Below are 25947 nucleotides of genomic sequence, written 5' to 3'. Positions count from 1 at the left end.
GCGGGTCCCGAAACACTCGTGGGGGTCGCGCTTCCGCGCTCGGTGGACCTCATCGTGGCGTTGCTCGCGGTTCTCAAGACCGGTGCCGCCTATCTACCCCTCGACCGGACACACCCGGTTGCGCGCCTGCGCGGGATCGTCGAGGACGCGTCGCCGGTCGCCGTCGTGGCCGACGCCCAGACGGTCGGGGCCTGGGCTGCGATGCCCGCGCCGCTGTGCACGCCGCAGGACCTGTTGACGCAATACGACATCGATGCCCGGTCGGTCTCGGCCCCACCGCTGCCGGAGCGGGTGACCGCGCAGTCGAGCGCCTACGTGATGTACACCTCCGGATCCACCGGACGCCCCAAAGGCGTTGTCGTCACCCACGACAACGTGGTGTCGCTGCTCGATGCGCTCGACGCCGTCGTGGAGAGTTCACCCGACGACGTGTGGTCGATGTTCCACTCCTACGCGTTCGACGTCTCGGTCGGCGAGATCTGGGCCGCACTGCGCGCCGGCGGTCGTCTCCTCGTGCTCGACCATGCGACGACCCGCGCCCCGGACGACGTGGTCGAGGCGTTCGACCGGCACGGGGTCACGATCGCCAACTTCACCCCGTCGTCGTTCTATCAGTTCGCGGCGGTCGTCCGCCCGCCCCTCGGCCGTCGATTGCCCGAGTCCGTTCGGCGCCTGCACTTCTCGGGCGAACTCCTCGACTACGAACATGTCCGGACATGGCAGACCGACCGGGCGGCCGACGGGTCGGCGACCCGTCCCGGCGCCGATGTCGCGGGCCCGCAACTGAACAACATGTACGGTCCCACCGAGACCACCGTCTACATGACCCGTCGGGAACTGACGCGCGCATTCGTCGACCGGGCAACCGCCTCCGACATCGGGACCCCGCTGCTCGGTTCGCGGGTGTACGTCCTCGACGGTCGGCTCGCCCCCGTGCCCGACGGCGTGCCCGGTGAATTGTACGTCGCGGGCGCCCAGGTCACCCGCGGGTTCCTGAACCGGCACGGTCAGACGTCCACGCGGTACGTCGCCGACCCGTTCGGACCGCCGGGCGGTCGGATGTACCGGACCGGCGACGTCGGGATGTCCCGCAACGGGTCCATCGAATTCGTGGGACGACGCGATGGCCAGGTGAAACTCCGCGGCTTCCGGATCGAGCTGGGAGAGGTCGAGTCGGCGATGTCGGCGCTCGACGGCGTCGACGCGGCGGGGGCGGACATCCGTACGCTCGGCGACACCGAGCATCTCGTCGGCTACCTCGTCGCCGCGGGCGGCGCCGCTTCGTCGGCCGTTGACGCAGTCGGGCTGTCGGACAGCGAGATCCGTACGCGCCTGGCGACCGCGGTGCCGGAGTACATGGTGCCCACCCGGTTCGTCCGGCTACCGCGACTGCCGCTCACCGTGAACGGCAAGCTCGATCGCGGCGCGCTGCCCGATCCGGGGTTCGGCGATGGCCCGGAGGTCGCCGAGCCGCCCGCCGGCGCGACCGAGGCGGCCCTGGCCGCACTGGTCGCCGAGATCTTGGGCGTGAGCGACGTCGGGGTCACCACGTCGTTGTTCGATCTCGGTGGCAACTCGCTCACCGCTACCCGGGTGGCCGCCCGGGCAGCCGAGCAATTCGGCACGACGGTCTCCGCGCGAGATGTGTTCGCAGATCCGACGGTCCGGGGTCTGGCAGCGGTCATCGACGGACGCGACCCCGGAGACCACGACGGACGCGGGGGAGCTGATCGCCGGGTGCCCCTGCGCCGAGTGGGCCGCGACGGGGTGCTCCCGTTGTCGCCCGCACAGCGTCGAATCTGGTTTCTGGAGACGCTGGATCCGGGCGGGGCCGGGTATCTCATCCCGGCCGTGCTCCGCCTCGATGCCGCATCGGGTTCTGGTCTGGAGGCGGCGGGTGACCGGTCCCCGGACCCTGCGGTCGTCGCCGCGGCTCTCGCGGATCTGCTTGCGCGACATGAGGTGCTGCGCACGCGATTCGTATCGGTGGACGGCGTTCCCGAGCAGGTCATCGCGCCCGCGGGAGACCCTCGACACGACGTCCGGGTGACACCCCCGATCGACATGCGCGGCGCCGACGAGGGCGACGTCACGGCCACCATCGCCGAGATCACCAGTCGTGGATTCGATCTCGAAGCCGGTGCGCCTGTTCGGGCCCGCCTGATCCGCGTCGCCGACGACGCCGTGATCCTGGTCCTGGTGGTGCACCACATCATCAGCGACGGTGGCTCGGTCGCGCCGATGGTCACCGACTTCGTCACCGCGTACGAGGCGCGCGCGGCCGGCCGCGAACCCAGCTGGGCGCCACTGCCGATCCAATACGTCGACTACTCGGTGTGGCAGCACCATCGGCTCGGGGACGCCGCCGACCCCACGTCTCTCGCAGCACGTCAGCTCGACCACTGGCGAACCCGTCTCGCCGGGGTGCCGGCACTCATCGAGTTGCCGGTGGACCGGCCGCGCACCCCGGTTCGGGACGACTCGGGTGCCGAGCTGTCGGCGACGTTCGACGCCGCCACCTGGAACGCTCTGGGAGACCTCGCCGGTCGGCACGGCGCGACGATGTTCATGGCCGTCCACGCCCTGCTCGCGGTCACTCTCGTCCGGTCCGGCGCCGACGAGGACGTCGTCATCGGGACCCCGGTCGCGGGTCGGGGCGAGCGCGATCTGGACCCATTGATCGGGATGTTCGTCAACACGCTGGCGCTGCGCAGCCGGGTGCGTCGAGCGGCCTCGTTCACCGATCTGCTGGACGACATCCGCGAGATCGATGTGACCGCACTCGATCACGCCGATCTACCGTTCGAGACCGTGGTCGACGAGGTCGTCGCGGTACGCGACACCGCGCATCCGCCGCTGGTCCAGGTCGCTCTGGCATTCCAGAACGCCGCACGGCCGACCGTCGAGTTGCCGGGGGTCGTCGTCTCCGAGATCGAGGCCCCGGTCACCACCGCGAAGGTCGACCTGCAGATCACGGTCCTCGACGAGCCGGGTCGCAGCCCGGCCGACGACACGCGCGTGATCGTCACCTATGCCACCGCCCTCTTCGATGCCGGCACGGTGGACGCGTTCGTCCGTCGGATGACCGCCATCGCGCGAGCGGTGGTGGACGAGCCGCACACGCCGGTCGGCGACCTGTCCACCGGAGACGATCACTCGGATGCGGTGATCGCGGCACCGGGTCTCGCGTCGGCGAGGTCGACGCTCGCCGACCTGCTGGACGCCGCGATCGCCGTGAACCCCGACGGCATCGCGGTCACCGAGAACGGGCAGCACCTGACGTACACCGAGCTCGACCTCCGTACGCGCCGGCTGGCCGACGTACTTCGTGCGCGCGGCGCCGCGCCGGACGCCGTGATCGCCCTCGCCACACCGAGATCTCTCGAAGGCACGGTCGGGTTCTGGGCGATCGCGCGCACGGGCGCGGCGGTGGCGCCCGTCGACCCCGGCCTGCCCGGGGAGCGCCTGCGCTACATGCTGGCCACCGTCGACGCGCGTCTGGGGGTCACCTCGTCCGAGGCCGTCGCCGGGCTGCGACCGGCGGCTGCGGCGGTGGACTGGGTCGTTGCCGAACAGCTCGGCGGTCCGGACGAGACCGGAGTCGCGTCCGCCCGACGTCCGCGCCCCGACGAGACGGCCTATGTCATCTTCACGTCCGGCTCGACCGGCCGGCCGAAAGGCGTCGCGGTCACCCACCGCGGGCTGGCCGATCTGGTCGCCGATGCCCGTGCGAGATTCGGACTCACGCCGGCGGCGCGCGTACTCCGCTTCGCGGCACCGGGTTTCGACGCCGCGGTGTTCGAGACACTGGTCGCGGTGGCGGCCGCGTCGACCATGGTCGTGGTGCCCGGCGGGGTCACGGGCGGCGCCGAACTCGCGGCGATCCTGCGGCGGGAGCGCATCACCCACGCGACGATCACCCCGACCGCCCTCGCCACGGTGTCCGAGGCGGTCACCGAATCGGGCGCGGCGACCGGCACCGGGTTCCCCGATCTCGAGGTCATCTCCGTCGCCGGTGACGTCTGTTCGCCGGAACTGGTCCGGGCATGGTCCGCCGGTCGCTCGATGCGCAATCTCTACGGTCCCACCGAGACCACCATCTGGGCGACATCGTCGGCACCGATGCGGCCCGACTCCGCGGTCACCATCGGCGGTCCGATCGCCGGTGTCACCGCCGCAGTTCTCGATTCCCGCCTGCATCCCGTTCCCGCCGGCGTGGCCGGTGAACTGTATCTGGCGGGTTCCGCCCTCGCCGCCGGCTACGTCGGCCAGACCGCGCTGACCGCCGAGCGCTTCGTCGCGGCACCGTTCGGCGCGCCGGGCGAGCGGATGTACCGGACCGGTGATCTCGTACGATGGCGCCGACGGAGCGGCCGCTGGACGTTGGACTTCCTGGGCCGCAGCGACTTCCAGGTCAAGATACGGGGTTTCCGGATCGAACTCGGTGAGATCGACGCGGTTCTCGGCGAGCACCCCGGGGTGGACTTCTCGACGACCGCCGGAATCGAACACCCGACCTCGGGTGAGACGGTCCTCGTGTCCTGGGTCCATGGTGTCGCCGGCGCTGCGCCCGACACCGCAGACGTCGCGACCCACGCGGCTCGACGGCTCCCCGCCCACATGGTGCCCACCGTGATCGTGCCGATCGACGACATCCCGCTGACGGCCACCGGAAAGCTCGACAGCAGGGCGTTGCCCACACCGCGTTTCGGTGAACACGTCCACGTCCGTCCGTCGACGGCAACCGAGCAGGCGGTCGCCGCGGTCTACGCCGAGGTCCTCGGACTCGATGCCGCGGAGGAGGTGTCGGCCGAGGCGTCGTTCTTCGATCTCGGCGGCACCTCGCTGTCGGCGACCCGGGTGGTGGCCCGCCTGGATGGCTCGCTCGGCGTGGAGATCGGAGTCCGCGCGCTGTTCGAGACGCCGACGGTCCGGGCGCTGGCCGCCGCCGTCGATGCGGGGCAACACGGTCGCGGTGCCGATCTGCCCGCGCTCGAGGCGATCCGCCGGCCGGACCCGGCGCCCCTCTCGTACGCCCAGCGCCGGATGTGGTTCCTCAACCAGTTCGATCCGCACTCCGCCGCCTACGTGATCCCCATCGTGGTCCGTCTGCGCGGCGACCTCGACGTGTCCGCGATGCGGGCGGCGATCCTCGACGTCGTCGACCGCCACGAGGTGCTGCGCACGATCTACCCGACGACGACGCCCGACGGCGACACCGGCGCGGAATCCATCGCGGCCGGGTCCGCGTCGGCCGAAACGGGCGCTCGCGCCGTCGGTGTCGAACCCGTGACGCATGCGCCCGACGACTGGGCCGGGCGCATCACGATCGGGCACACCGTGGTCCCGCCGCGGGCCGCCGCATCATCCGACGAGGTCGTCGACCAGGAGATCCAGGAACTCGTCACGACCACGTTCGACGTGACGACGGACCTACCGGTGCGGGTGCGCGTCATCACCGCGTCGGCGGATCACCACGTACTCGTCATCGCGCTGCACCACATCGCCGCCGACGGTGAGTCGGCACCGGTGCTGGCGGCCGAGATCGCGCGGGCGTACGCGGCCAGGCGGTCGGGCCGCGCGCCGGCCTGGCCGGCCCTGCGCTTCCAGTACGCGGATTACGCGGTGTGGCAACGACATCGGCTCGGTGACCCCGCGGACGCCGACTCCCTGATCGCGCGCCAGTTGCGGTTTTGGGTCGAGCGGTTGACCGGTCTGCCCGACATCCTCCCGCTGCCGATCGATCGCCCGCGCCCCGCCGAAACCGACGGACGCGCGGCCACGGTGCGGTGGTCGCTGCCCGCGGCCGTCGTGTCGCGACTGCGCCGACGCGCCGCCGCCCGCCGTGCCACCCTGTTCATGGTCGCGCACACGGCCACCGCTGCAGTCCTCGCGCGCCTGACGTCGACGAACCGGATCGCCGTGGCCACGCCCGTCGCAGGACGAGGCCGACGCGAGATCGACCAGCTGATCGGCATGTTCGTCAACACCGTCATCCTGTCGGTCGACGTCGAGCCGCACCTCACCGTCGGCGCGTTGCTCGAGCAGGTCAAGAACGCCGACCTCGCGGCGTTCGACAACGCCGACGTGCCGTTCGAGCGGGTGATCGACGCGGTGAACCCGCAGCGCATCGAGAACGTGGAGCCGCTCGCCCAGGTGCTGCTCGTCCACTCCACGAGCGGCAGACCCGCGCTCGGCACACTGGCCGGTCTCGACACCGAGTTCGTCGAGATCGAGGACACCGCCGCGAAATTCGACCTCACCATCGGTTTCCGCGAGACCGCCGACGGTGGGCTGACCGGCTCGATCGCCTATGCCACTGCGCTGTTCGACCCGGCGACCGCGGAGATGATCTCCGCGGCGTTGTCCGCGGCACTCAGCTCGATCGCCGCCGACGCCGACCTACCGGTCGCCGATCTCCCCATCCTCACCGCAGCCGAAGCTGATGCGCAACAACAGCTCTCGGTCGGACCCGCGGTCGTCCTGCCCGACCTCACGATCCCGGCGGCGATCGCGGCCGCCGACCATCTGCGAGCGTCGGAGGCGGTTGCGGTGCGTTTCGGGGGCCGCACTCTCACCCACGGCGAGTTCGCCGCGCGGGTGGCCACCCTCGCGCGGGAACTCATCGCGCTGGGGATCGGCCCGGAGGACTGCGTCGCGGTGTGCATGCCGCGGTCGATCGAACTGGTCATCGCGGTCCACGCGGTACTCGCCGCCGGCGGTCAGTACATGCCGGTGGCACCCGACGCTCCCTCCGACCGCGTTCGCCACATGGTCGACACCGCGCACGCGAGGATCGCGCTGATCTGCGACGACCGGGCGCCCGCGGCGCACGTTGTCCCCCGCGCGATCGTGGTCGACGCCGCGAGCCCGGTCGACCTCGACACCGTCCCGGTCGGCGACGACGAACGTCTGTCGGTACTGCGTCCCGACCACGCGGCGTACACCATCTTCACGTCGGGGTCCACCGGCCGACCCAAGGGCGTCACGGTGTCCCATCGCGCCGTACTCAACCGATTGCGATGGGGAGTCGACGAATTCGGGATCGGACCGCACGACTCGATCCTCCTGAAGACGCCCTTCACATTCGACGTGTCGGTGCCCGAACTGCTGACCCCGGCGCTGACCGGCGCCCGGTTGGTCATCGCGCCCGACGACGCCCATCTCGACCCGCATTCGATGGCTCGGCTGATCGACGCCGAGCAGATCACCACGGTGCACTTCGTCCCGTCACTGCTCGCCGTCTTCATCGATGAAATCCGGCCCGCTCGCTCCGCTCCCGGCGCCGGTGACATTCGCGACGATGCGAGTTCGCCGCTGCCGAGCCTGCGACACCTCTACTGCTCCGGCGAGGCCCTGCCACCGGGGACGCTGCGGGCGACGCGCGCCGCACTCCCACACGTACGCGTCTCCAACCTGTTCGGTCCCACCGAAGCCGCCGTCGAGGTCGCCGTCGCGACTCCAGACCCCGGCGCCGACGTGGTGCCCATCGGGCGGCCGGTGTGGAACACCCAGACGTTCGTCTTCGACGCACGGTTACGTCCCGTGCCGGCGGGCGTCACCGGCGAGTTGTATCTGGGAGGCGTCCAGCTCGCCCGCGGATATGCGGCGCGGCCGGACCTCACCGCCGAACGCTTCGTCGCCGATCCCGCAGGCGGCGGCCGACGCCTGTACCGCACCGGCGACCTCGTCCGGCGTAACCGTGCGGGCGACCTGGAGTATCTGGGACGCAGGGACTTCCAGGTCAAACTCCGCGGACAGCGGATCGAACTCGGTGAGATCGAGGCGGTCCTGTCCGGCATCGACGGCGTACGCCAGGCCGTGGTCACCGTCGCGAGCGCCCCGGGCGGTTCGGACCACCTGGTGGGATATCTCATCGGACCCGGCGGCGGTGGACCGGACGGGGACGGGTTCATCGCACGCGCGCGGGAGGCGGTGACCTCGTCGTTGCCGGTGTACATGCGGCCGACACTGTGGGTGCCGCTGACCGAAGCGCCGCTCGGCAGCACCGGCAAACTGGACCGGAAATCGCTGCCGGCGCCGCGCTTCGACCCGTTGTCGGAAGCCGTCCACGCCGACGCCGCACCCGCCGACGACGCGGAACGGACCGTCGCCGCAATCGTTGCATCACTCCTCGGGGTCGAGGACGTCCCGGTGACCCGGTCGTTCTTCGAACTCGGCGGGGACTCCATCGCATCCATCCGCCTCACGTCGATGCTGCGCGCCGCGGGGCTCCATCTGACCCCGCGCGATGTGTTCGCGGCGTCGACCATCCGTGAGCTGGCCCGTCGTGCACAGACGGAGGCGATCCGGGGACTCGACGAAATGCCGGGCGGGGCAATCGGTCCGGTCGGGATGACCCCGGGCCTGGCGTGGATGCTCGACCTCGCCGACGACCCGGACGACCTCGCGGACTTCTCGCAGAGCACGGTGCTCGCGCTGCCGGTCGAGGCGGACGAGGCCGCCGTCCGCGCGGTGGTGACCGCGGTCGTCGCGGCCCATCCGATGCTGACCGCATCGCTGCGGACCGACTCCGTCGGGGGTCCGGTCGTCGTGGCGGGCGACGGCGACCCGGGTGACATCACGGTCGAGATCCTCGACCGCTCGGACATCTCGACATCGAACCGGGCATCGACGCCGGCGCGCTCCGTCGACAGCGCCATCCGGGCAGCCCACGCGCGCGCCCTCGCGACCTTGTCGCCGGCCCACGGACGACTGGTCGCGGCGATCGGCGTCCGCTTCGCCGACGGCACCGGGCGACTCGTCGTCGCCGCCCATCATCTCGGCGTCGACGCCGTGTCGTGGCCGACCATCGTGGCCGGTCTGGGACGCGCGTGGTGGCAGTACCGCAACGGGGAGACGCCGGGCCTCGCGGCCTCGGGTACCTCGTTCCGGCGCTGGTCGGGTGTGCTGGCCGGACTCGCCGACCGCGCAGAGGAGATCGAGTGGTGGTCGCGCCAGCTGCCGCCGACCCCGACGGCGTGGAAGATCGACCGGGCCCGGGACCGTCTCGCGACCACGATCTCGGTGTCCCGCACCGTCGGCGCCGGTCTGGCCGAGCGGGTCCTGGGCACGGTCACCGAGATGTTCGGTGCGCGCCCGGACACCGTGGTGGCCGCGGCCGTGGCATTCGCGCTGCGAGATCCGGTCACGGCGTCCGGTCCGGTGTCGATGGTGATCGAGAACCACGGCCGCGAAGAGGGCATCGCACCCGGCGCCGACCTGGCCGAGACGGTCGGGTGGTTCACCTCGTTCGTACCCGTGAGCGTCGACGTCCCGGGGCCGGTGGAGGCGACCAGCACAGCCGCTCGGGGTGAGACCGTCGCGGACGTCACCCCCGGTCATCGTCTGGCGACGATGGTCAAGGCGCTCAAAGACACTCAGTCCCGAATGCCGGACAACGGCATCGCGTTCGGGCCCCTGCGATGGTTGCGTCCCGGCTCGCCGCTGCGACACCGGCCCCTCCCGCCGATCACGGTCAATTACCTGGGTCTGCTCGGGGGCGGAGACATCGACGACACCGATTCGACGGCAACGGATTTCGTGCCGATCGGGGACGCGCCGCCGCTTCCGCCGTCGGTTCGGGGAGACATGATCGCATTGGCGGCGCTGACCGTGACGGCCGCCTCGGTGGCGACCGCGGGGGGTCGGGAGTTGCGAGTGGACCTCACCGCACCCGAGGGGTTGTTCGACGAGTCCGCGCTGGGCGGGATCGCCGATCGCTGGGAATCTGCACTGTCCTCGCTCGCCGCGTATGTGGATGCCGTGGGCGACCCGGGTCCGAGCGAGACCGACGTGATCGGCGGGCTCGACCAGACGGACATCGACCACGTGCTCGCCACCCGGACACGCGCAGCACGGACGCGCGGCCGCTACGCGATCTGGCCGCCGACGCCGCTCCAACAGGGGCTCTTCTACGAGGCCCAGCGGCTGGTCGGCGTCGATCCCTATGTGACCCAGTCGGTCATCGAGTTCGACGGAGCTCACCCCGCCGACATGATCCTGCCGGCAGTCCGCGAACTACTGACCAGGCAACGGGTACTGCGCTCGGGGTTCACCCGCACACCGTCGGGTCGGCTGGTCGTGGTGGTACCCCCGGCCGATCATCCCGCGGTGACCGAACCCGACTTCCGCGGCGTGGACCTCACCGGTCTGAGCATGGCCGACGCGGCCTCGCGGATCGTGCAGATCGCCGACGAGGACCTACGACGCCCGTTTGTCCTGGACGACCCGCCGCTCATCCGGTTCTCCGCGGTGTCCCACGACACGGTGACGGGCCCGGCGCACACACTGGTCATCACCGCACACCACATCATCCTGGACGGATGGTCGGGGCCGATTCTCGTCGCCGACCTCCTCGCGGCCCACCTCGGCCGCCCGGCGATCACGCCGGCACGTGACTTCGAGTCCTACCTCGACTGGCTCGACCGACGCGACGCCGAGACCGCGATCACCGCCTGGCGCGAGCATCTCGCCGACATCGTTCCGACGCTGGTCCGTCCACAGGTGCACCCCGGTGCCGACCGCGAGCCCCGGCGGCACGAGGTGACGGCGCGGGTGTCCGCGACCACCCGGGCCGCCCTCGAACGGACGGTGCGGACGCTGGGCACGACGACGAGCACAGTGCTGAATGCGGCATGGTCGATCGTATTGTCCCGCTTCACCGGCGAGCAACGAGTCGTCTTCGGTGAGACGGTGTCGGGGCGGCCGGCCGACCTCGACGGTGCCGACGGCATGATCGGCCTGTTCATCAACACCGTGCCGGTCGTTGCCGACGTCGCACCGGGTCGATCGCTGGCCGCTCTCATCGGTGAACTGCACCACGCCCGCGCCCGCATGCTCGACCACCAGTTCATCGGACTCGGCGACATCACCGCGGCGACCGGGCATCCGCGCCTGTTCGACACCCTCGTGGTCTTCGAGTCGTATCCGGTCGACGCGGACACGGTCGTGGCAGGGTCGCGGACCTCGGGCCTCGAGATCCGCGACGTGAGCACGTCCGACGCCACGCACTATCCGCTCGCGCTCATCGCCGCACCGGAGGGCGACGACCTCTGCCTCACGGTCAAGACGGATCTGTCCGTCGTCGGCGAGGGTGTCGCCGAGACGGTCGCCGCCATGCTGACCGACCTGCTCGACGCGGTGATCGACGACCCGTCCCTGCCGGTGGCCGCGCTCGACCCGATGCCGACTGCCGTGCGCCCGACGGTCGAGGGTTGGTCGCGTGGTGTGGAGGTGGGGTTGGGGTGGTCGGGTCGTTCGGTGGGGTCGGTGGTTGCTGAGCGGGTGGGGTTGTCGGTGGGTTCGGTGGCGGTGCGGGTGGGTGGTCGGGTGGTGTCGTATGGGGAGTTCGGTGGGTTGGTGGGGGGTGTTGCGCGGGAGTTGTCGGGGTTGGGTGTGGGTGTGGATTCGGCTGTGGGTGTGGTGATGTCGCGGTCGTTGGAGTTGTTGGTGGCGGTGCATGCGGTGGTGGCTGTGGGTGGTCGGTATGTGCCGGTGGAGGTGGATGCGCCTGCGGAGCGGGTGGGGTTCATGTTGTCGACGGCGGGTGTGGGTGTGGTGTTGGTGCGGGCGGGGGATGTGGGTGGGGGGAGTGTTGTTGCGGGGGATGTGGGTGGGGGGAGTGTTGTTGCGGGGGTTGAGGGGGTTGTGGGTGTTGGGGGTGTGCGGCGTGTGGTGGTGGATTGTGGTGAGGGGGTGGGTGTTTCGGTTGATGGTGTGGTGGTTGGTGAGGGGTTGGGTGTGGGTTTGTTGGGTGAGGTTGTGTCGGGTGTGGGGGAGGTGCCGGGTGGTGCGGGTGTGTACACGTTGTTCACGTCTGGGTCGACGGGTCGGCCGAAGGGTGTGACGGTGTCGCAGGCTGCGGTGGTGAATCGGTTGGGGTGGATGCAGTCGTTGTTCGGGTTGGAGCGGCGGGATGTGGTGTTGTGGAAGACGCCGGTGTCGTTTGATGTTTCGGTGTGGGAGTTGTTCTGGCCGTTGATGGTTGGTGCTTCGGTGGTGGTGGCGGAGCCGGGTGGTCATCGGGATCCGTGGTATGTGGCGTCGGTGGTGGAGCGGTTCGGGGTGTCGGTGTGTCATTTTGTGCCGTCGATGTTGTCGGTGTTTGTGGATGCTCTCGGGGAGTCGGTGCCGCAGGAGTCGGTGCTGCGGGGTTCGGGCGGGTTGGGTTCGGGGTTGGGGTCGTTGCGTCAGGTGTTTTGTTCGGGTGAGGCGTTGGGTGTGGGTGCGGTGGAGGGGTTGCGGGGGTTGGTGCCGGGGGTGCGGGTGGTGAATTTGTATGGGCCGACTGAGGCGGCGGTGGATGTGACGTCGTATGTGGTGTCGGGTGGTGAGGTGGTGGTGCCGATTGGTCGGGCGGTGCCGAATGTGTCGGTGTGGGTGTTGGATTCGCGGTTGCGTCCGGTGCCGGTGGGTGTGGTGGGTGAGTTGTATCTGGGTGGTGTGCAGGTGGCGCGGGGGTATGCGTCGCGGGCGGGGTTGACTGCGGAGCGGTTTGTGGCGGATCCGTTTGGTGGGGTGGGTGTGCGGTTGTATCGGACGGGTGATCGGGTGCGGTGGAGTGGTGTGGGTGAGTTGGAGTATGTGGGTCGTGTTGATTTTCAGGTGAAGTTGCGGGGGCAGCGGATCGAGTTGGGGGAGATCGAAACCGTCCTCGCGAGCGCCGACGACGTGGTCTCGGCAGTCGCTCTGGTGCACGACGACCGGTTGGTCGCGTACGTCACCGGACCCGACGAGTCGGCGGTGTCGCGGCTACGAGACCATGCCGCCCGCAGGCTCGCGTCGTACATGGTTCCCGACACCGTCATGGTGCTCGACGCGTTGCCGCTGAACACCGCGGGCAAGGTCGACCGAAAAGCCCTGCCCGCGCCGGATCTCTTCTCCACTCGACGGGTGGAACCGGACACCGACACCGAACACGCGATCGCCGGCATGGTCGCCGAGGTGCTCGGTCGTGGTGGGGACGCCACGGCGATCTCGGTGACCGACAGCTTCTTCGAGATCGGCGGGCATTCACTGTCGGCCACTCGGGTGGCGGCGCGGGTCGCCCACGCGTTCGGTGTGCCGTTCGGCGTTCGTGAACTCTTCGATGCACCGAGCGTGCGCGCGATGGCCGCTCTCGTCGACGCGACCCGTCGCACCGACAGCGGTTCACCCACCGAGACAGCAGACCTCGGTTCGATCCCGCGTCCTGCCCGCCTCCCGTTGTCACCGGCGCAGCAACGCATGTGGTTCATCAACCAGTTCGATCCGGGGTCATCGGCCTACAACATCCCGTTCGCCCTACGGGTGCGTGGTCGTCTCGACGTCGTCGCCTTGCGCGCGGCACTCGCCGATGTGATCGACCGGCACGAGGTGCTGAGGACGCGCTACCCACAGGGCCCGGATGGCCGGCCGTGGCAGGACATCGCAGCGGCTGACGACGTCACCGTCGATCAGTGGTGGCGGACCGCCGGGGTGGAGACGCTGTCCGCGGAACCGTTCGACGTCACCCGCGACCTCCCGATCCGTGCGGGCATCCTCCGAGCCAACGACCGCGGTGCCGACGACCGCGGTGCCGACGACCGCGGTGCCGACGACCGCGGTGCCGACGACCGCGGTGCCGACGACCGCGGTGCCGACGACCGCGGGGCACACGACCACGTGCTGGTCGTCGTGCTGCACCACATCGCCGCCGACGGCGAGTCACTGGCGCCCCTGGTCGACGATCTCCTGCACGCGTACCGGTCCCGCGTCGAGGGTCGCGCGCCTGTCCGTCCTCCGCTGCCGGTGCACTACGCGGACGTCGCGCTCTGGCAGGAGCGCGCCCTGGGCTCGATCGACGATCCGGACTCCGAACTCGGCAGGCAGTCGCGCTGGTGGCGCGATCACCTCGCCGGCCTGCCCGAGGTCCTCGAGTTGCCCACCGACCGACCCCGGCCGCCGGTGGCGTCCCTCCGCGGGGCGGTGGTGGACCTCGACCTGCCCGAGGATCTCGCACCCCGCATCGAGTCGTTCGCCCGCGCCCACGGCGTGACCGTGTTCATGGTCTTGCACGCGTCGGTCGCGGTGGTCCTGTCCCGGTTGTCGGGGACGTCGGACATCGCGGTCGGTTCACCGGTGGCCGGCCGTGGGCGTGCCGAACTCGACGACCTGATCGGCATGTTCGTCAACACTCTGGTCCTACGCACGGAGGTCGACGCCTCGGCCACCTTCGAGGAACTGATCCGGTTGGTGCGCGACACCGACCTCGATGCGTTCGCCGCTGCCGACGTGCCCTACGAGTACCTCGTCGATGCCCTCGCCCCGGCGCGCAGCGAGGCGTTCGCGCCGCTGACCCAGGTGCTGTTGACCCTCGAACAGACCTCCGTGGGGGAGTTGTCCGCGCCGGGGCTGACGATCACGCCCGTCGAGGCCGGTGCGCCCGCTGCCCGGTTCGACCTCATGATCGGGATGTCCGCCGATCGGGACGACGCCGGTGCCCTCGCCGGGCTGGCCGGCCGGATCGTGTACGCCACCGACCTCTTCGACGAACCCACGGTGCGACGCATCGGTGCGCGGATCGTCGACGTCCTCGACGCGGGCCTCGCCGATCCCGACGTGATCGTCGGCGACATCGACCTCGTCGATGCCACCGAGCGCGCCGCCATCGAGGGTTGGTCGCGTGGTGTGGAGGTGGGGTTGGGGTGGTCGGGTCGTTCGGTGGGGTCGGTGGTTGCTGAGCGGGTGGGGTTGTCGGTGGGTTCGGTGGCGGTGCGGGTGGGTGGTCGGGTGGTGTCGTATGGGGAGTTCGGTGGGTTGGTGGGGGGTGTTGCGCGGGAGTTGTCGGGGTTGGGTGTGGGTGTGGATTCGGCTGTGGGTGTGGTGATGTCGCGGTCGTTGGAGTTGTTGGTGGCGGTGCATGCGGTGGTGGCTGTGGGTGGTCGGTATGTGCCGGTGGAGGTGGATGCGCCTGCGGAGCGGGTGGGGTTCATGTTGTCGACGGCGGGTGTGGGTGTGGTGTTGGTACGGGCGGGGGATGTGGGTGGGGGGAGTGTTGTTGCGGGGGTTGTGGGTGTTGGGGGTGTGCGGCGTGTGGTGGTGGATTGTGGTGAGGGGGTGGGTGTTTCGGTTGATGGTGTGGTGGTTGGTGAGGGGTTGGGTGTGGGATTGTTGGGTGAGGTGGTGTCGGGTGTGGGGGAGGTGCCGGGTGGTGCGGGTGTGTACACGTTGTTCACGTCTGGGTCGACGGGTCGGCCGAAGGGTGTGACGGTGTCGCAGGCTGCGGTGGTGAATCGGTTGGGGTGGATGCAGTCGTTGTTCGGGTTGGAGCGGCGGGATGTGGTGTTGTGGAAGACGCCGGTGTCGTTTGATGTGTCGGTGTGGGAGTTGTTCTGGCCGTTGATGGTTGGTGCTTCGGTGGTGGTGGCGGAGCCGGGTGGTCATCGGGATCCGTGGTATGTGGCGTCGGTGGTGGAGCGGTTCGGGGTGTCGGTGTGTCATTTTGTGCCGTCGATGTTGTCGGTGTTTGTGGATGCTCTCGGGGAGTCGGTGCCGCAGGAGTCGGTGCTGCGGGGTTCGGGCCGGGTGAGTTCGGGCGGGTTGGGTTCGGGGTTGGGGTCGTTGCGTCAGGTGTTTTGTTCGGGTGAGGCGTTGGGTGTGGGTGCGGTGGAGGGGTTGCGGGGGTTGGTGCCGGGGGTGCGGGTGGTGAATTTGTATGGGCCGACGGAGGCGGCGGTGGATGTGACGTCGTATGTGGTGTCGGGTGGTGAGGTGGTGGTGCCGATTGGTCGGGCGGTGCCGAATGTGTCGGTGTGGGTGTTGGATTCGCGGTTGCGTCCGGTGCCGGTGGGTGTGGTGGGTGAGTTGTATCTGGGTGGTGTGCAGGTGGCGCGGGGGTATGCGTCGCGGGCGGGGTTGACTGCGGAGCGGTTTGTGGCGGATCCGTTTGGTGGGGTGGGTGTGCGGTTGTATCGGACGGGTGATCGGGTGCGGTGGAGTGGTGTGGGTGAGTTGGAGTATGTGGGTCGTGTTGATTTTCAGGTGAAGTTGCGGGGGCAGCGGATCGAGTTGGGGGAGATCGAAACCGTCCTCGGCACCACGCCGGGTGTCGCCCAGGTGGTGGTCTCGGTCATGGAACTCGCTGCGGGAGAACAACTCGTGGCTCACGTCACCGGAGCGGATGTCGACGTCGAGCATCTGCGCGCGACGGCTGAGCAACTACCCGCGTACATGCGGCCCACGTCCTGGGTCGTCCTGGACGCGTTGCCGTTGAACACCGCGGGCAAGGTGGACCGAAAAGACCTCCCCGCACCGGATTTCGTCGCGGCCGAACGCGTGCTCCCCGAGACCGACGCCGAAGTCGCGATCACCGGTGTCTTCGCCGACGTGCTCGGGCTGTCTGCCGCGGACTCGGTGTCGGTGACCGACAGCTTCTTCGATCTCGGCGGCAACTCACTGGCCGCGACCCGACTCGCGGCCCGTGTCTCCCGGATGCTCGGGGTCCCGGTACGGGTGCGAGACGTCTTCGACGCCCCGACGGTCCGTGATCTCGCGCGTCGAGTCCAGGCGGCAGACATCGCCGGGGCCGGAACAGTAGTCCCGGATCGGTCGACTGCACCGGCCCGTCCGTCGGTCTTGCCTCTCTCGAGCGCCCAGCGCCGCATGTGGTTCATCAACCAGTACGAGCCGGCGGTTGCGTCGTACATCATCCCGTTCGCCTTCCGACTCCGCGGCACGGTCGAGGTCGAACATCTCCGTCGAGCGCTCGCGGACGTGGTCGCGCGTCACGAGGTTCTCCGGACCACCTACCCGGTGTCCCGCGACGGACGCCCCGAGCAACGAATCCACGACGTCGATCCGGAGAATCCCGTATTCGACTGGGCGGTGGCAGATTCCGAGTCCGAAGCGCTGGCCGTCGCCGCCGAGCCATACGACCTGACCCGTGACCTGCCCGTGCGCGCCCGCGTATACGTCGATCCCGGTACAAGTGCACTGCTGGCCGTCAGCATCCATCACATCGCTGCCGACGGCGAGTCGGGCCGGGCGCTGTCGCGCGATCTGCTCACCGCGTACTCGGCACGACGCGACGGTCGGAGCCCGGACTGGCCGCCGCTCCCGATCCAGTACGCCGATCACGTCCTGCAGGTCGCCGGACGAGCGGACGAGCAGGACGAGCACCGGCAGTGGTGGGCCCGCCGGCTCGACGGCGCCCCGGTCCTCATGGATCTGCCCACCACCCATCCACGCCCGGCCACGCCGACCATGCGCGGCGCGACCGTCGAGTTCGTCATCCCGGGACGTGTCGCGCAGGGGATCGGCATCCTCGCCCGCGCCGGCGACGCCACCGCATTCATGGTGCTGCACGCCGCACTCGCCGCGGTGCTGGGTCGGCTGTCGGGCAGCCGCGACGTCGTCATCGGGACCGCCGCCGCGGGCCGCGACGGCGACACCGACGACTTGATCGGCATGTTCGTCAACACGGTCGCGCTGCGGACCCCGATCGTCCCCGCACAGCCGTTCACCGACCTCCTGCGGGTGGTGCGCGAGGTGGATCTCGACGCCCTCGATCACGCCGGCGTACCGTTCGACGACGTCGTCGACGAACTCGGGGTGGCCCGCACCGCGTCCCATGCGCCACTGGTCCAGGTGCTGCTCACCACGTCCGATCTCGCCGCTCCCGGCGCCCCCGATGGGCAGGTCGCCGGCCTCGACGTCGAACCCGTTGCCGTCGAGGACACCTCGGCAAAACTCGACCTGACTCTCGGTGTTCTGACGGACCCGGCCGAGGGGGCTCCGTGGCGCGGTTCGCTCACCTACGCAACGGACCTCTTCGACGACTCCGCCGCGCGTCGGCTCGCGGACCGATTCGTCGGCGTACTGACGTCCGCGGTCGGCGACAGCACACTGCCGGTCGGGGACCTCGAGCTGCTGGCCCCGGACGAGGACATGATCCCGCTCGTCTCGGGCGACCCTGATCCCGCCCCGGGACTCCTCTCGGACCTGCTCGTCGACGCGGCGCGGATGCGTCCGGCCCACCCGGCCGTCGTCGACCCCGCCGCCGCGGACCCCGAACACGTCTGGACCTATGCCGAACTCGATTCGGCGAGTTCGCATCTCGCGACGATCCTCATCGGCCGCGGTATCGGTCCGGAGGACGTGGTCGTCAGCGCGTTCCCGCGCTCGGCGACCGCGCAGCTCGCCTTGTGGGCAGTGGCCAAGACCGGTGCGGTGTACTGCCCGATCGACCCCCGCTACCCGGCGGAACGCATCGCTCGGGTCCTGGACGCCGCGAACGCCGTGCTGGTGCTCACCGACGGGAGTGTCGAGGGGCCGGCCGCCGACACGACCTCCACGTGGCCGCCGCGGCTGCTGCTCGACGCGGCGCTCGTCGCCGACCTGCGCAGACGCCCGGCGCTCGACCCGCCGCGTCGCAACCGGCCGGTGACACCCGACTCCGGCGCCTACATGATCTTCACCTCCGGATCGACCGGGACGCCGAAGGGGGTGCTCGTGACGCACCGCGGCCTCGCGGGAGTCACCACGGTGCTGCGCGACCGCCACCGATCCGGGTCCGACGCTCGCTGGCTGGGGATCAGCTCGCCCGCGTTCGATGCCGCCATGCTCGAGGTCCTCGGTGCCTACGGCAGTGCCGCGACGCTCGTCGTCGCGCCTCCCGAGGTGTACGGGGGCCGCGAGCTCGCCGACGTCATCACGACGCACCGCACCACCCACGCCTTCCTGGTGACGTCGGTGGCGGCGTCGTTGCCGGATCCCGGTCGCCTGCCCATGACCGACGTCCTCGTCGGCGGCGAGGCCGTCCCCGACACGGAGAAGGACCGGTGGGCCGCGCACGTGGCGTTCCACAACGGTTACGGACCCACCGAGACCACGATCATCAGCGTCACCTCGCCCCCGATCGGCGTCGACGAGCCGGTCCACCTCGGCAGCCCGGTCCCCGGCGCGAGCGCCCATGTCCTGGACGAGCGGCTGCATCCGGTGCCGCCGGGGGTCGTCGGGGAGCTGTACCTCGCCGGTCCCGAACTCGCACGCGGTTACCACGGACGGCCGGCGCTGACCGCCGAGCGCTTCGTCGCCGCCGTCGACGGGGCACCGGGCACGCGGATGTACCGGACCGGGGATCTCGTGCGCCGGGACCGCAGCGGCGGATTGGTCTACGTCGGCCGCGCCGACTTCCAGGTCAAATTGCGCGGACAACGGCTCGAACTCGGCGAGATCGAGGCTGTCCTGACCGCACATCCGCAGGTGCGGACGGCGGCGGTCATCGGGGTCGGGAACCCGGTGACCTCGTTGGCCGGTTACGTCGAACCCGTCGACCCCGGACGGCCGGTCGAGATCTCCGCCCTCCGTGAACATCTCGCGACCCATCTGCCATCGCACATGGTCCCGGCGGCACTCACGGTGCTCGACGCCATGCCGCGCAGCCCGATCGGGAAGATCGACCGCGCCGACCTCCCCGCCATCGAGCTGTCGAATGCCGACGCCGAACGCGTTCCGCCGTCGACGCACACCGAGCGGTTACTCGCGGCCATCGTCGGCGAGGTTCTCGGACTCGACGACGTGTCGGTGACCGCTGACTTCTTCGTCATCGGCGGCAACTCGTTGTCGGCCACGCGTGTGAGTGCCCGCGCGGGGGACACTTTCGGGATCCGCGTCGGTGTCCGCGACGTCTTCGAGGCGCCGACGGTTCGCCTGCTCGCTCGTCGCGTCGACGCCGCTTACGACGACGCGTCACGACCGCCGCCGCTGCGCCGTGCCGATCCGCGGCCCGCGCACATTCCGCTGTCGTATGCGCAGCAACGGATCTGGTTCCTGAACCGGTTGGACCCGAATTCGGGGGCCTACACCATCCCGATGGCCGTCCGCCTCCGCGGCCGGCTCGACCGGGGTGCGCTACGTGCCGCCGTCGTCGACCTGCTGGACCGCCACGAGATGCTGCGGACCGTGTTCCCGGCGCCGGGCGGTGAACCGCGGCAGCACATCCTGCCGATCGACGAGGCCCGGGCCCGCCTGCGGTGGGAGGACATCGCGGCTCCGCGGGAGCTCGCCGACCCGGCCGCACTCGTCGGTGATGCCGCCTTCGACATCACCACCGAACTGCCGCTGCGTATCCGCCTGTTCGCGGTCGGCGACGGTGGGATCGACACCGACGACCACGTCCTCGTCGTCGTACTGCATCACATCGCCGCCGACGGTGAGTCGATGAGGCCGCTCGTCGCCGATCTGTGGGGGGCCTATCTGGCGCGCACCGAGGGGCATGCGCCAGAGGCGGCCGCACCGGCGATCCAATTCGCCGATCACGCACTGTGGCAACGAGAGACGCTGGGGGACATCGACTCGCCGGAGTCCGTTCTCGGTCGCCAGGTCGGCTACTGGGTGAATCGACTGTCGGGGATCCCCGACCTCCTCCCGCTGCCCACGGACCGGCCGCGACCGGCGGTCGCGTCGCAACGGGGCGGTCGCGTCACCGCGGCCATCCCGACCGAACTGACACAGCGGATCGCGGACACCGCCCGCGCCCACGGGGCCACCGAGTTCATGGTCGTCCACGCCGCGCTGTCGATCGTGCTGGCCAGGCTGTCCGCGACCCGCGACATCGTGATCAGCACCCCGGTTGCCGGACGGGGCCATGCGCATCTCGACGACCTCGTGGGAATGTTCGTCAACACCGTGGTCCTGCGCACCGACGTCGACCCCCGGACCCCGGTCGGGGACTTCCTCGAACGGGTGCGCATCGACGACATCAACGCCCTCGCCCGCGCCGATGTCCCGTTCGAGTACCTGGTGGACCGACTGTCCCCGGTCCGGTCGGAGGCGTTCGCCCCGATCAGCCAGGTGATGCTGTCGGTGCTGCACGATCAGGACACCGGAACCGTCGGGACCGACCCCTCGGGATCGGCGAAACTGACCTTCGAACCGATCGAGGCGTCCACCGGCACCACCCAGCTCGACCTGACCGTGGCGGTGACGATCCGTCCCGAAGGCGCGTGGGACGTCGAGATCGTTTATGCCACCGACCTGTTCGACGAGCGGACCGCGCGCACCGCGATCACCCGCCTGACCAGTGTCCTCGAGGCGGTCGTCGGTGCCGACGACATGGCTGTCGGTGCCATCGACCTGACCGACGCGTCCGAGCGCGCGCGGATCGCCGAACTGGTCGTGGGCCCCGATCTCTCGGTGCCGTGGTCGACGGTCACCGATGCGATCGAGGCGGCCGCGCGACGCTCACCGGAGTCGACGGCCCTGGTGGCCGGTGCGCGATCCGTGACCTACCGCGAGTTCATGGACCGGATCACCCAGCTGGCCGAGACGATGTCCGCACACGGCGTGGGTCCGGAAGTGGCCGTGGGCGTGTGTATCCCGCGGTCGGTGGAGCTGGTGCTCGCGATCCACGCGGTGGTGATGGCCGGCGGCAGCTATGTCAGCATCGACCCGTCGACTCCGTCCGAACGAGTGGCCGCGATGGTCGACGCCGCGTCGATCGCGGTCATCCTGACCGCTGAGGTGACCCCGTCCGCGCTGTCCGGTCTGTCGGTACCGACCCTCGTCGTCGACGGAAACGCCCCGCCGGAGGACCGCTCGGGTCCCCGGCCGGAACTCCGTCGCCCGCGTCCGGGCAACGCCCTCTACACGTTGTTCACGTCCGGCTCGACCGGAACGCCGAAGGGGGTCACGGTCAGTCACGGCGCCGTACTCAACCGACTCGCATGGATGGCGGTGCGTTCCCCACTGCGTCCCGACGATGCCGTTCTGCTCAAGACGCCGGTCACCTTCGACGTGTCCGTCCCCGAACTGTTCGAACCGCTGATGGCCGGGGCCCGCCTCGTCATCGTCGAGGACGGCCGTCACATCGACCCGGCCCATGTCCTCGCCGAAATCGAGCGGCATCGGGTCACCTCGGTGCACTTCGTGCCGTCGATGATGGCGGCGTTCGTCGAGTACATCGGCGACCACCCGCGGCGGCGCGCGGCACTGTCGTCGTTGCGGCGGGTCAACGCGTCGGGCGAGGCACTGCCGGCGGCCACCGCCGAGGCCATGGCGGCGCTCGTGCCGCAGGCGGACCTCGACAACCTCTACGGGCCGACCGAGGCGGCCGTCGAGGTGACGGCGTACCGCTTCGCCCCCGGCGACGTGATCGTGCCGATCGGACGCCCGAACGCGAACACCACCACGTGGGTGCTGGACGACGGGTTGCGCCCGGCGCCGGTCGGGGTGGTCGGCGAGCTGTACGTCGGCGGCGATCAACTGGCGCGCGGCTATGCCGCCCGGCCCGACCTCACCGCGGAACGGTTCGTGGCCGACGCCACCGGCCCGCACGGAGGGCGCCTCTACCGGACCGGTGACCTGGTGCGCTGGAACACCTCCGGTGCGCTCGAATACCTCGGCCGGGCAGACTTCCAGGTGAAGTTGCGCGGACAGCGCATCGAGCTCGGGGAGATCGAGACCGTCCTCGCCCGTGTCGACGGCATCTCACACGCGGCGGTCACCGTCCGGAGCGGTCCGGCGGGTGATGCACTGGTCGGATACCTCGCCGGCCGTGTCGATCTCGACGCGATCCGTGAGCATCTGCGGCAGGCGTTGCCGCAGTACATGCACCCGACGCAGTGGGTGGTCCTCGATTCGGTCCCGGTGACCGCGACCGGCAAACTCGACCGCCGGGCCCTGCCCGCGCCGCGGAGCGAGCCGGTCGAGATGGTGCCGCCCGCCGACGCCGTCGAAAGGGCGGTGGCCGTCGTCGTCGCCGACGTGCTGGGACTCGACGAGATCTCGGTGACGACGCCGTTCTTCGATCTGGGCGGCAACTCGCTCGCCGCGATGCGGGTCGTCGCCCGGATCGGCGAGCAGCTCGGGACCGACCTCGATGTGCGCGACCTCTTCCGCACCCCGACGGTCCGCGAGCTCGCGCAACTCGTCACGCGTCGTCGGGTCTCCGACCATCCGCTCGTCGCCCGGCCCCGGCCCGAGCGCATCCCGTTGTCGTACGCGCAACAACGACTGTGGTTCATCAACCAGTTCGACGTGACGTCCCCGACGTACAACATGCCGATGGCATTCGACATCCGGGGATTCCTCGATGTCGACGCACTACGCGCCGCGGTCGCGGCTGTGATGACGCGACACGAACCGCTGCGGACCGTCTACCCGCTCGGCGACGACGGGGTGCCGCTCCAGCACATCCTCGATCCTTCGGTCGCGGCGGCCCGACTGCGCTGGGAATCGGCCGGGACGCCCGAGGACGCGATGGCATTGTGCGCGGAGGGATTCGACGTGACGACGCAGCTGCCGCTGCGTGTGGTGACATCGCTGGTATCAGCCGAGGGTGCGGCGCCGCCGGTGTGTCGAGTCGTGCTGGTACTGCACCACATAGCCGGCGATGCGGCGTCCCTGGCGATCCTGGCCGCGGAAGTCCTCGGTGGGTACCGCAACGGTCGACGCCCCGAAGACGGGTCGATCGAGGTACCGGAGATCGCATACGCCGATCACGCGCTGTGGCAACGCGATGTGCTCGGGGACCTCGACGACCCGACCTCACCGATGGCGGCGCAGTACTCGTTCTGGACCGAGACGCTGGCCGACGTTCCGGCCGCACTGGAGATCCCCGGTGACCGTCCGCGTCCACCGATCGCCGACCCCACCGGTGGTCGGCTGCCCCTCGAGATCGGCGAGGAGCGCAGCGCGGCGGTGGCGGCGACCGCACGCGTGCACGGGATGACCCCGTTCATGGTCTGTCACGCCGCCTTCGTCGCCGCACTCGCCCGTGTGGCCGATGTGCGGGACATCAGCGTCGGCGCCGCCATCTCCGGTCGCGGGCACGCGGCCACGGCCGGGCTCATCGGGATGTTCGTCAACACCGTGGTGCTCCGCACATCGGTGCACTCCGAGGACACGATCGAGGACCTGCTGCGCCGGATTCGTGACGCCGATCTCGCGGCCTTCGCGCACGCCGACATCCCGTTCGAGACCCTCGTCGAGCACCTCACCCCGGTTCGGTCCACCGCCCACGCGCCGCTGGTGCAGGTCATGATCAACTACCTCGGCGAGTCGTCCGGGACATCGACGTTGCCCGGTATCGGCGCGGACGCCGAGCCGCTCATCGTGGACGGTCTCGAGGTCGTGACCGTCGAACCGGGGCCGCCGCCGGCGAAGGTCGACCTCACCCTCGGTCTCGCGGAGCGGTCCGTCGGTAAGGCTGTCGAGTTGGTCGGCGAGATCGACTACGCCGCAGCGCTGTTCGACATCGAGACGATTGAATCGATACGCGACGTCTTCCTACGCATGCTCGACGCCGTGACCGGTGACATCGACACGGTGCTGGACGAGGTCGATGTGACCGGTGCCGTTGACGGTGCGTCGCTGATCCTCGACAGCGCGGGCCGGGCGGCACCGGCGCGGGTGCCGGGAGAGCTGTACGAGCGCGCGGGAGACGGTTCGCTGATCGCGACGGGGATGTGGGCGCGGTGGATCGACGCCTCGATGACACGACCGGAGATCCTCGGGCCGGTCGAGCGTCACCCCCGGATCGGCGGGCGGCGAGTGGATCTCGATGCGGTGGAGGCGGCACTCAACGCGGTGGCGGGCGTCGCCACTGCGGCGGTCGTGGCGCCGGCGTCCGACGGTCAGCCGACGGATGACGGAGTCGAGGTGGGGGCCTGGGTCGTGGCCGACCGCGACGGCCCCGGCGCCCCCGACCTCCGACGCGAGCTGTCGAGAGTGCTGCCCGCACACTGTATTCCGACGGTGATCAGCGTCGTCGACGCCATCCCGGTCGGCGCGGACGGCCGACCCGGACGCCGCGAGGTCGCGGCGCTCATGACCGCAGCCGGTGGGGGACGCGAGGACGCCGAGCCCGCGGCCCCGACCAGCCGCTGGGAAGTGACGGTCGCCGAAGCGATGTCGGAGATCACCGGGACTGCGGTGACCGACGCGGACCAGGGTTTCTTCGACCTCGGCGGGACCTCGCTGTCGGCGGTTCGGCTGGTGTCGCTGCTGCGGCGACGGACCGGACTGCCCGTCGAGGTCGCATGGATCTTCGCCGGACCCACACCGCGCGATCTCGGCGCCCGGCTCGCTGCTCAGGCGACGCACGAGGAATCCACCGACACCGCTGACCCGCGGGGTCAGGTGGTCGTGCCGCTACGGGCGGACGGCAGCCGCGAACCGGTCTTCTGCGTCCACCCCGCCGATGGGTTGGCGTGGCTGTTCGCTGGTCTCACACCGTATCTCGACGACCGGCCGGTTTTCGGTCTGCAGGACCCCTTCGTGGTGGCCGGCGACACGGCCGCCACGTCGATCCGCGAACTCGCCGCGCGGTATGTGGCCGAGATCCGGGCGATCGTCCCGAAGGGGCCCTACCACCTCGTCGGCTGGTCCCTCGGCGGGCTCATCGCCCAGGAGATGGCGGCCGAATTGCGTTCGCAGGGTGCCGAAGTCGGGTTCCTCGGCCTCCTCGACAGCTATCCCGCGACCGGCGACGAACTCGAGACCGGCGGTGAACTCGAGACCGACGGGGCGCCGGCGCGCGCCGAGGCGTCCGCGGAAGATGCGCGAGCCACGGTCGCGGACCTGCTCGGCGGGTGGCGAGCGGTCATCGACATCGACGCGGTGACCGCCTCCGACGATCCGGCCGCGATGGCGGCGGCGGTCCGCGAGCGGGTCGTCGGACTCGGACTCCTCGACGGACCCGCGTTCGACCGCATGCTCCAGCGGATGGCGACGTCGGCCCGACGCACCGTCGACCACCGACCCCGAACCTACGACGGCGACGCGATGCTCGTCGTCGCGGCGGCGGGGGAGACCGACCCGGACACCACCGCCGGACGCTGGACACCGTTCCTCGGCGGGCGGATCACCCGTGTCGACGTCGATGCCGATCACCTCGGGATCGTCGGTACCGTCGCGCTCGAGGTGATCGGACCGCGGATCGACGCGGCGATCCGCGAGGCCGAGTCGCGCGGCGACAACGCCTGA

Annotated in this window: 1 protein-coding gene (only partly in view); it reads left to right on the top strand. The window is 70.2% G+C overall.

Translation table 11 applies throughout. The features are described 5' to 3' along the window. Positions 1-25947 carry the 3' portion of a non-ribosomal peptide synthase/polyketide synthase gene (locus LEL84_RS05055; RefSeq protein WP_226513477.1) on the top strand. It extends 495 nt beyond the left edge of the window, so only the last 25947 of its 26442 coding nucleotides appear in the window; the start codon falls outside the window, past its left edge; it ends in the stop codon at positions 25945-25947.

The sequence above is a fragment of the Gordonia sp. WA4-43 genome, assembly GCF_020520305.1.
GTDB lineage: Bacteria > Actinomycetota > Actinomycetes > Mycobacteriales > Mycobacteriaceae > Gordonia > Gordonia hongkongensis.
Note: the sequence above shows the minus strand (reverse complement) of the source record. Positions and strands in the feature narration are given on the sequence as shown.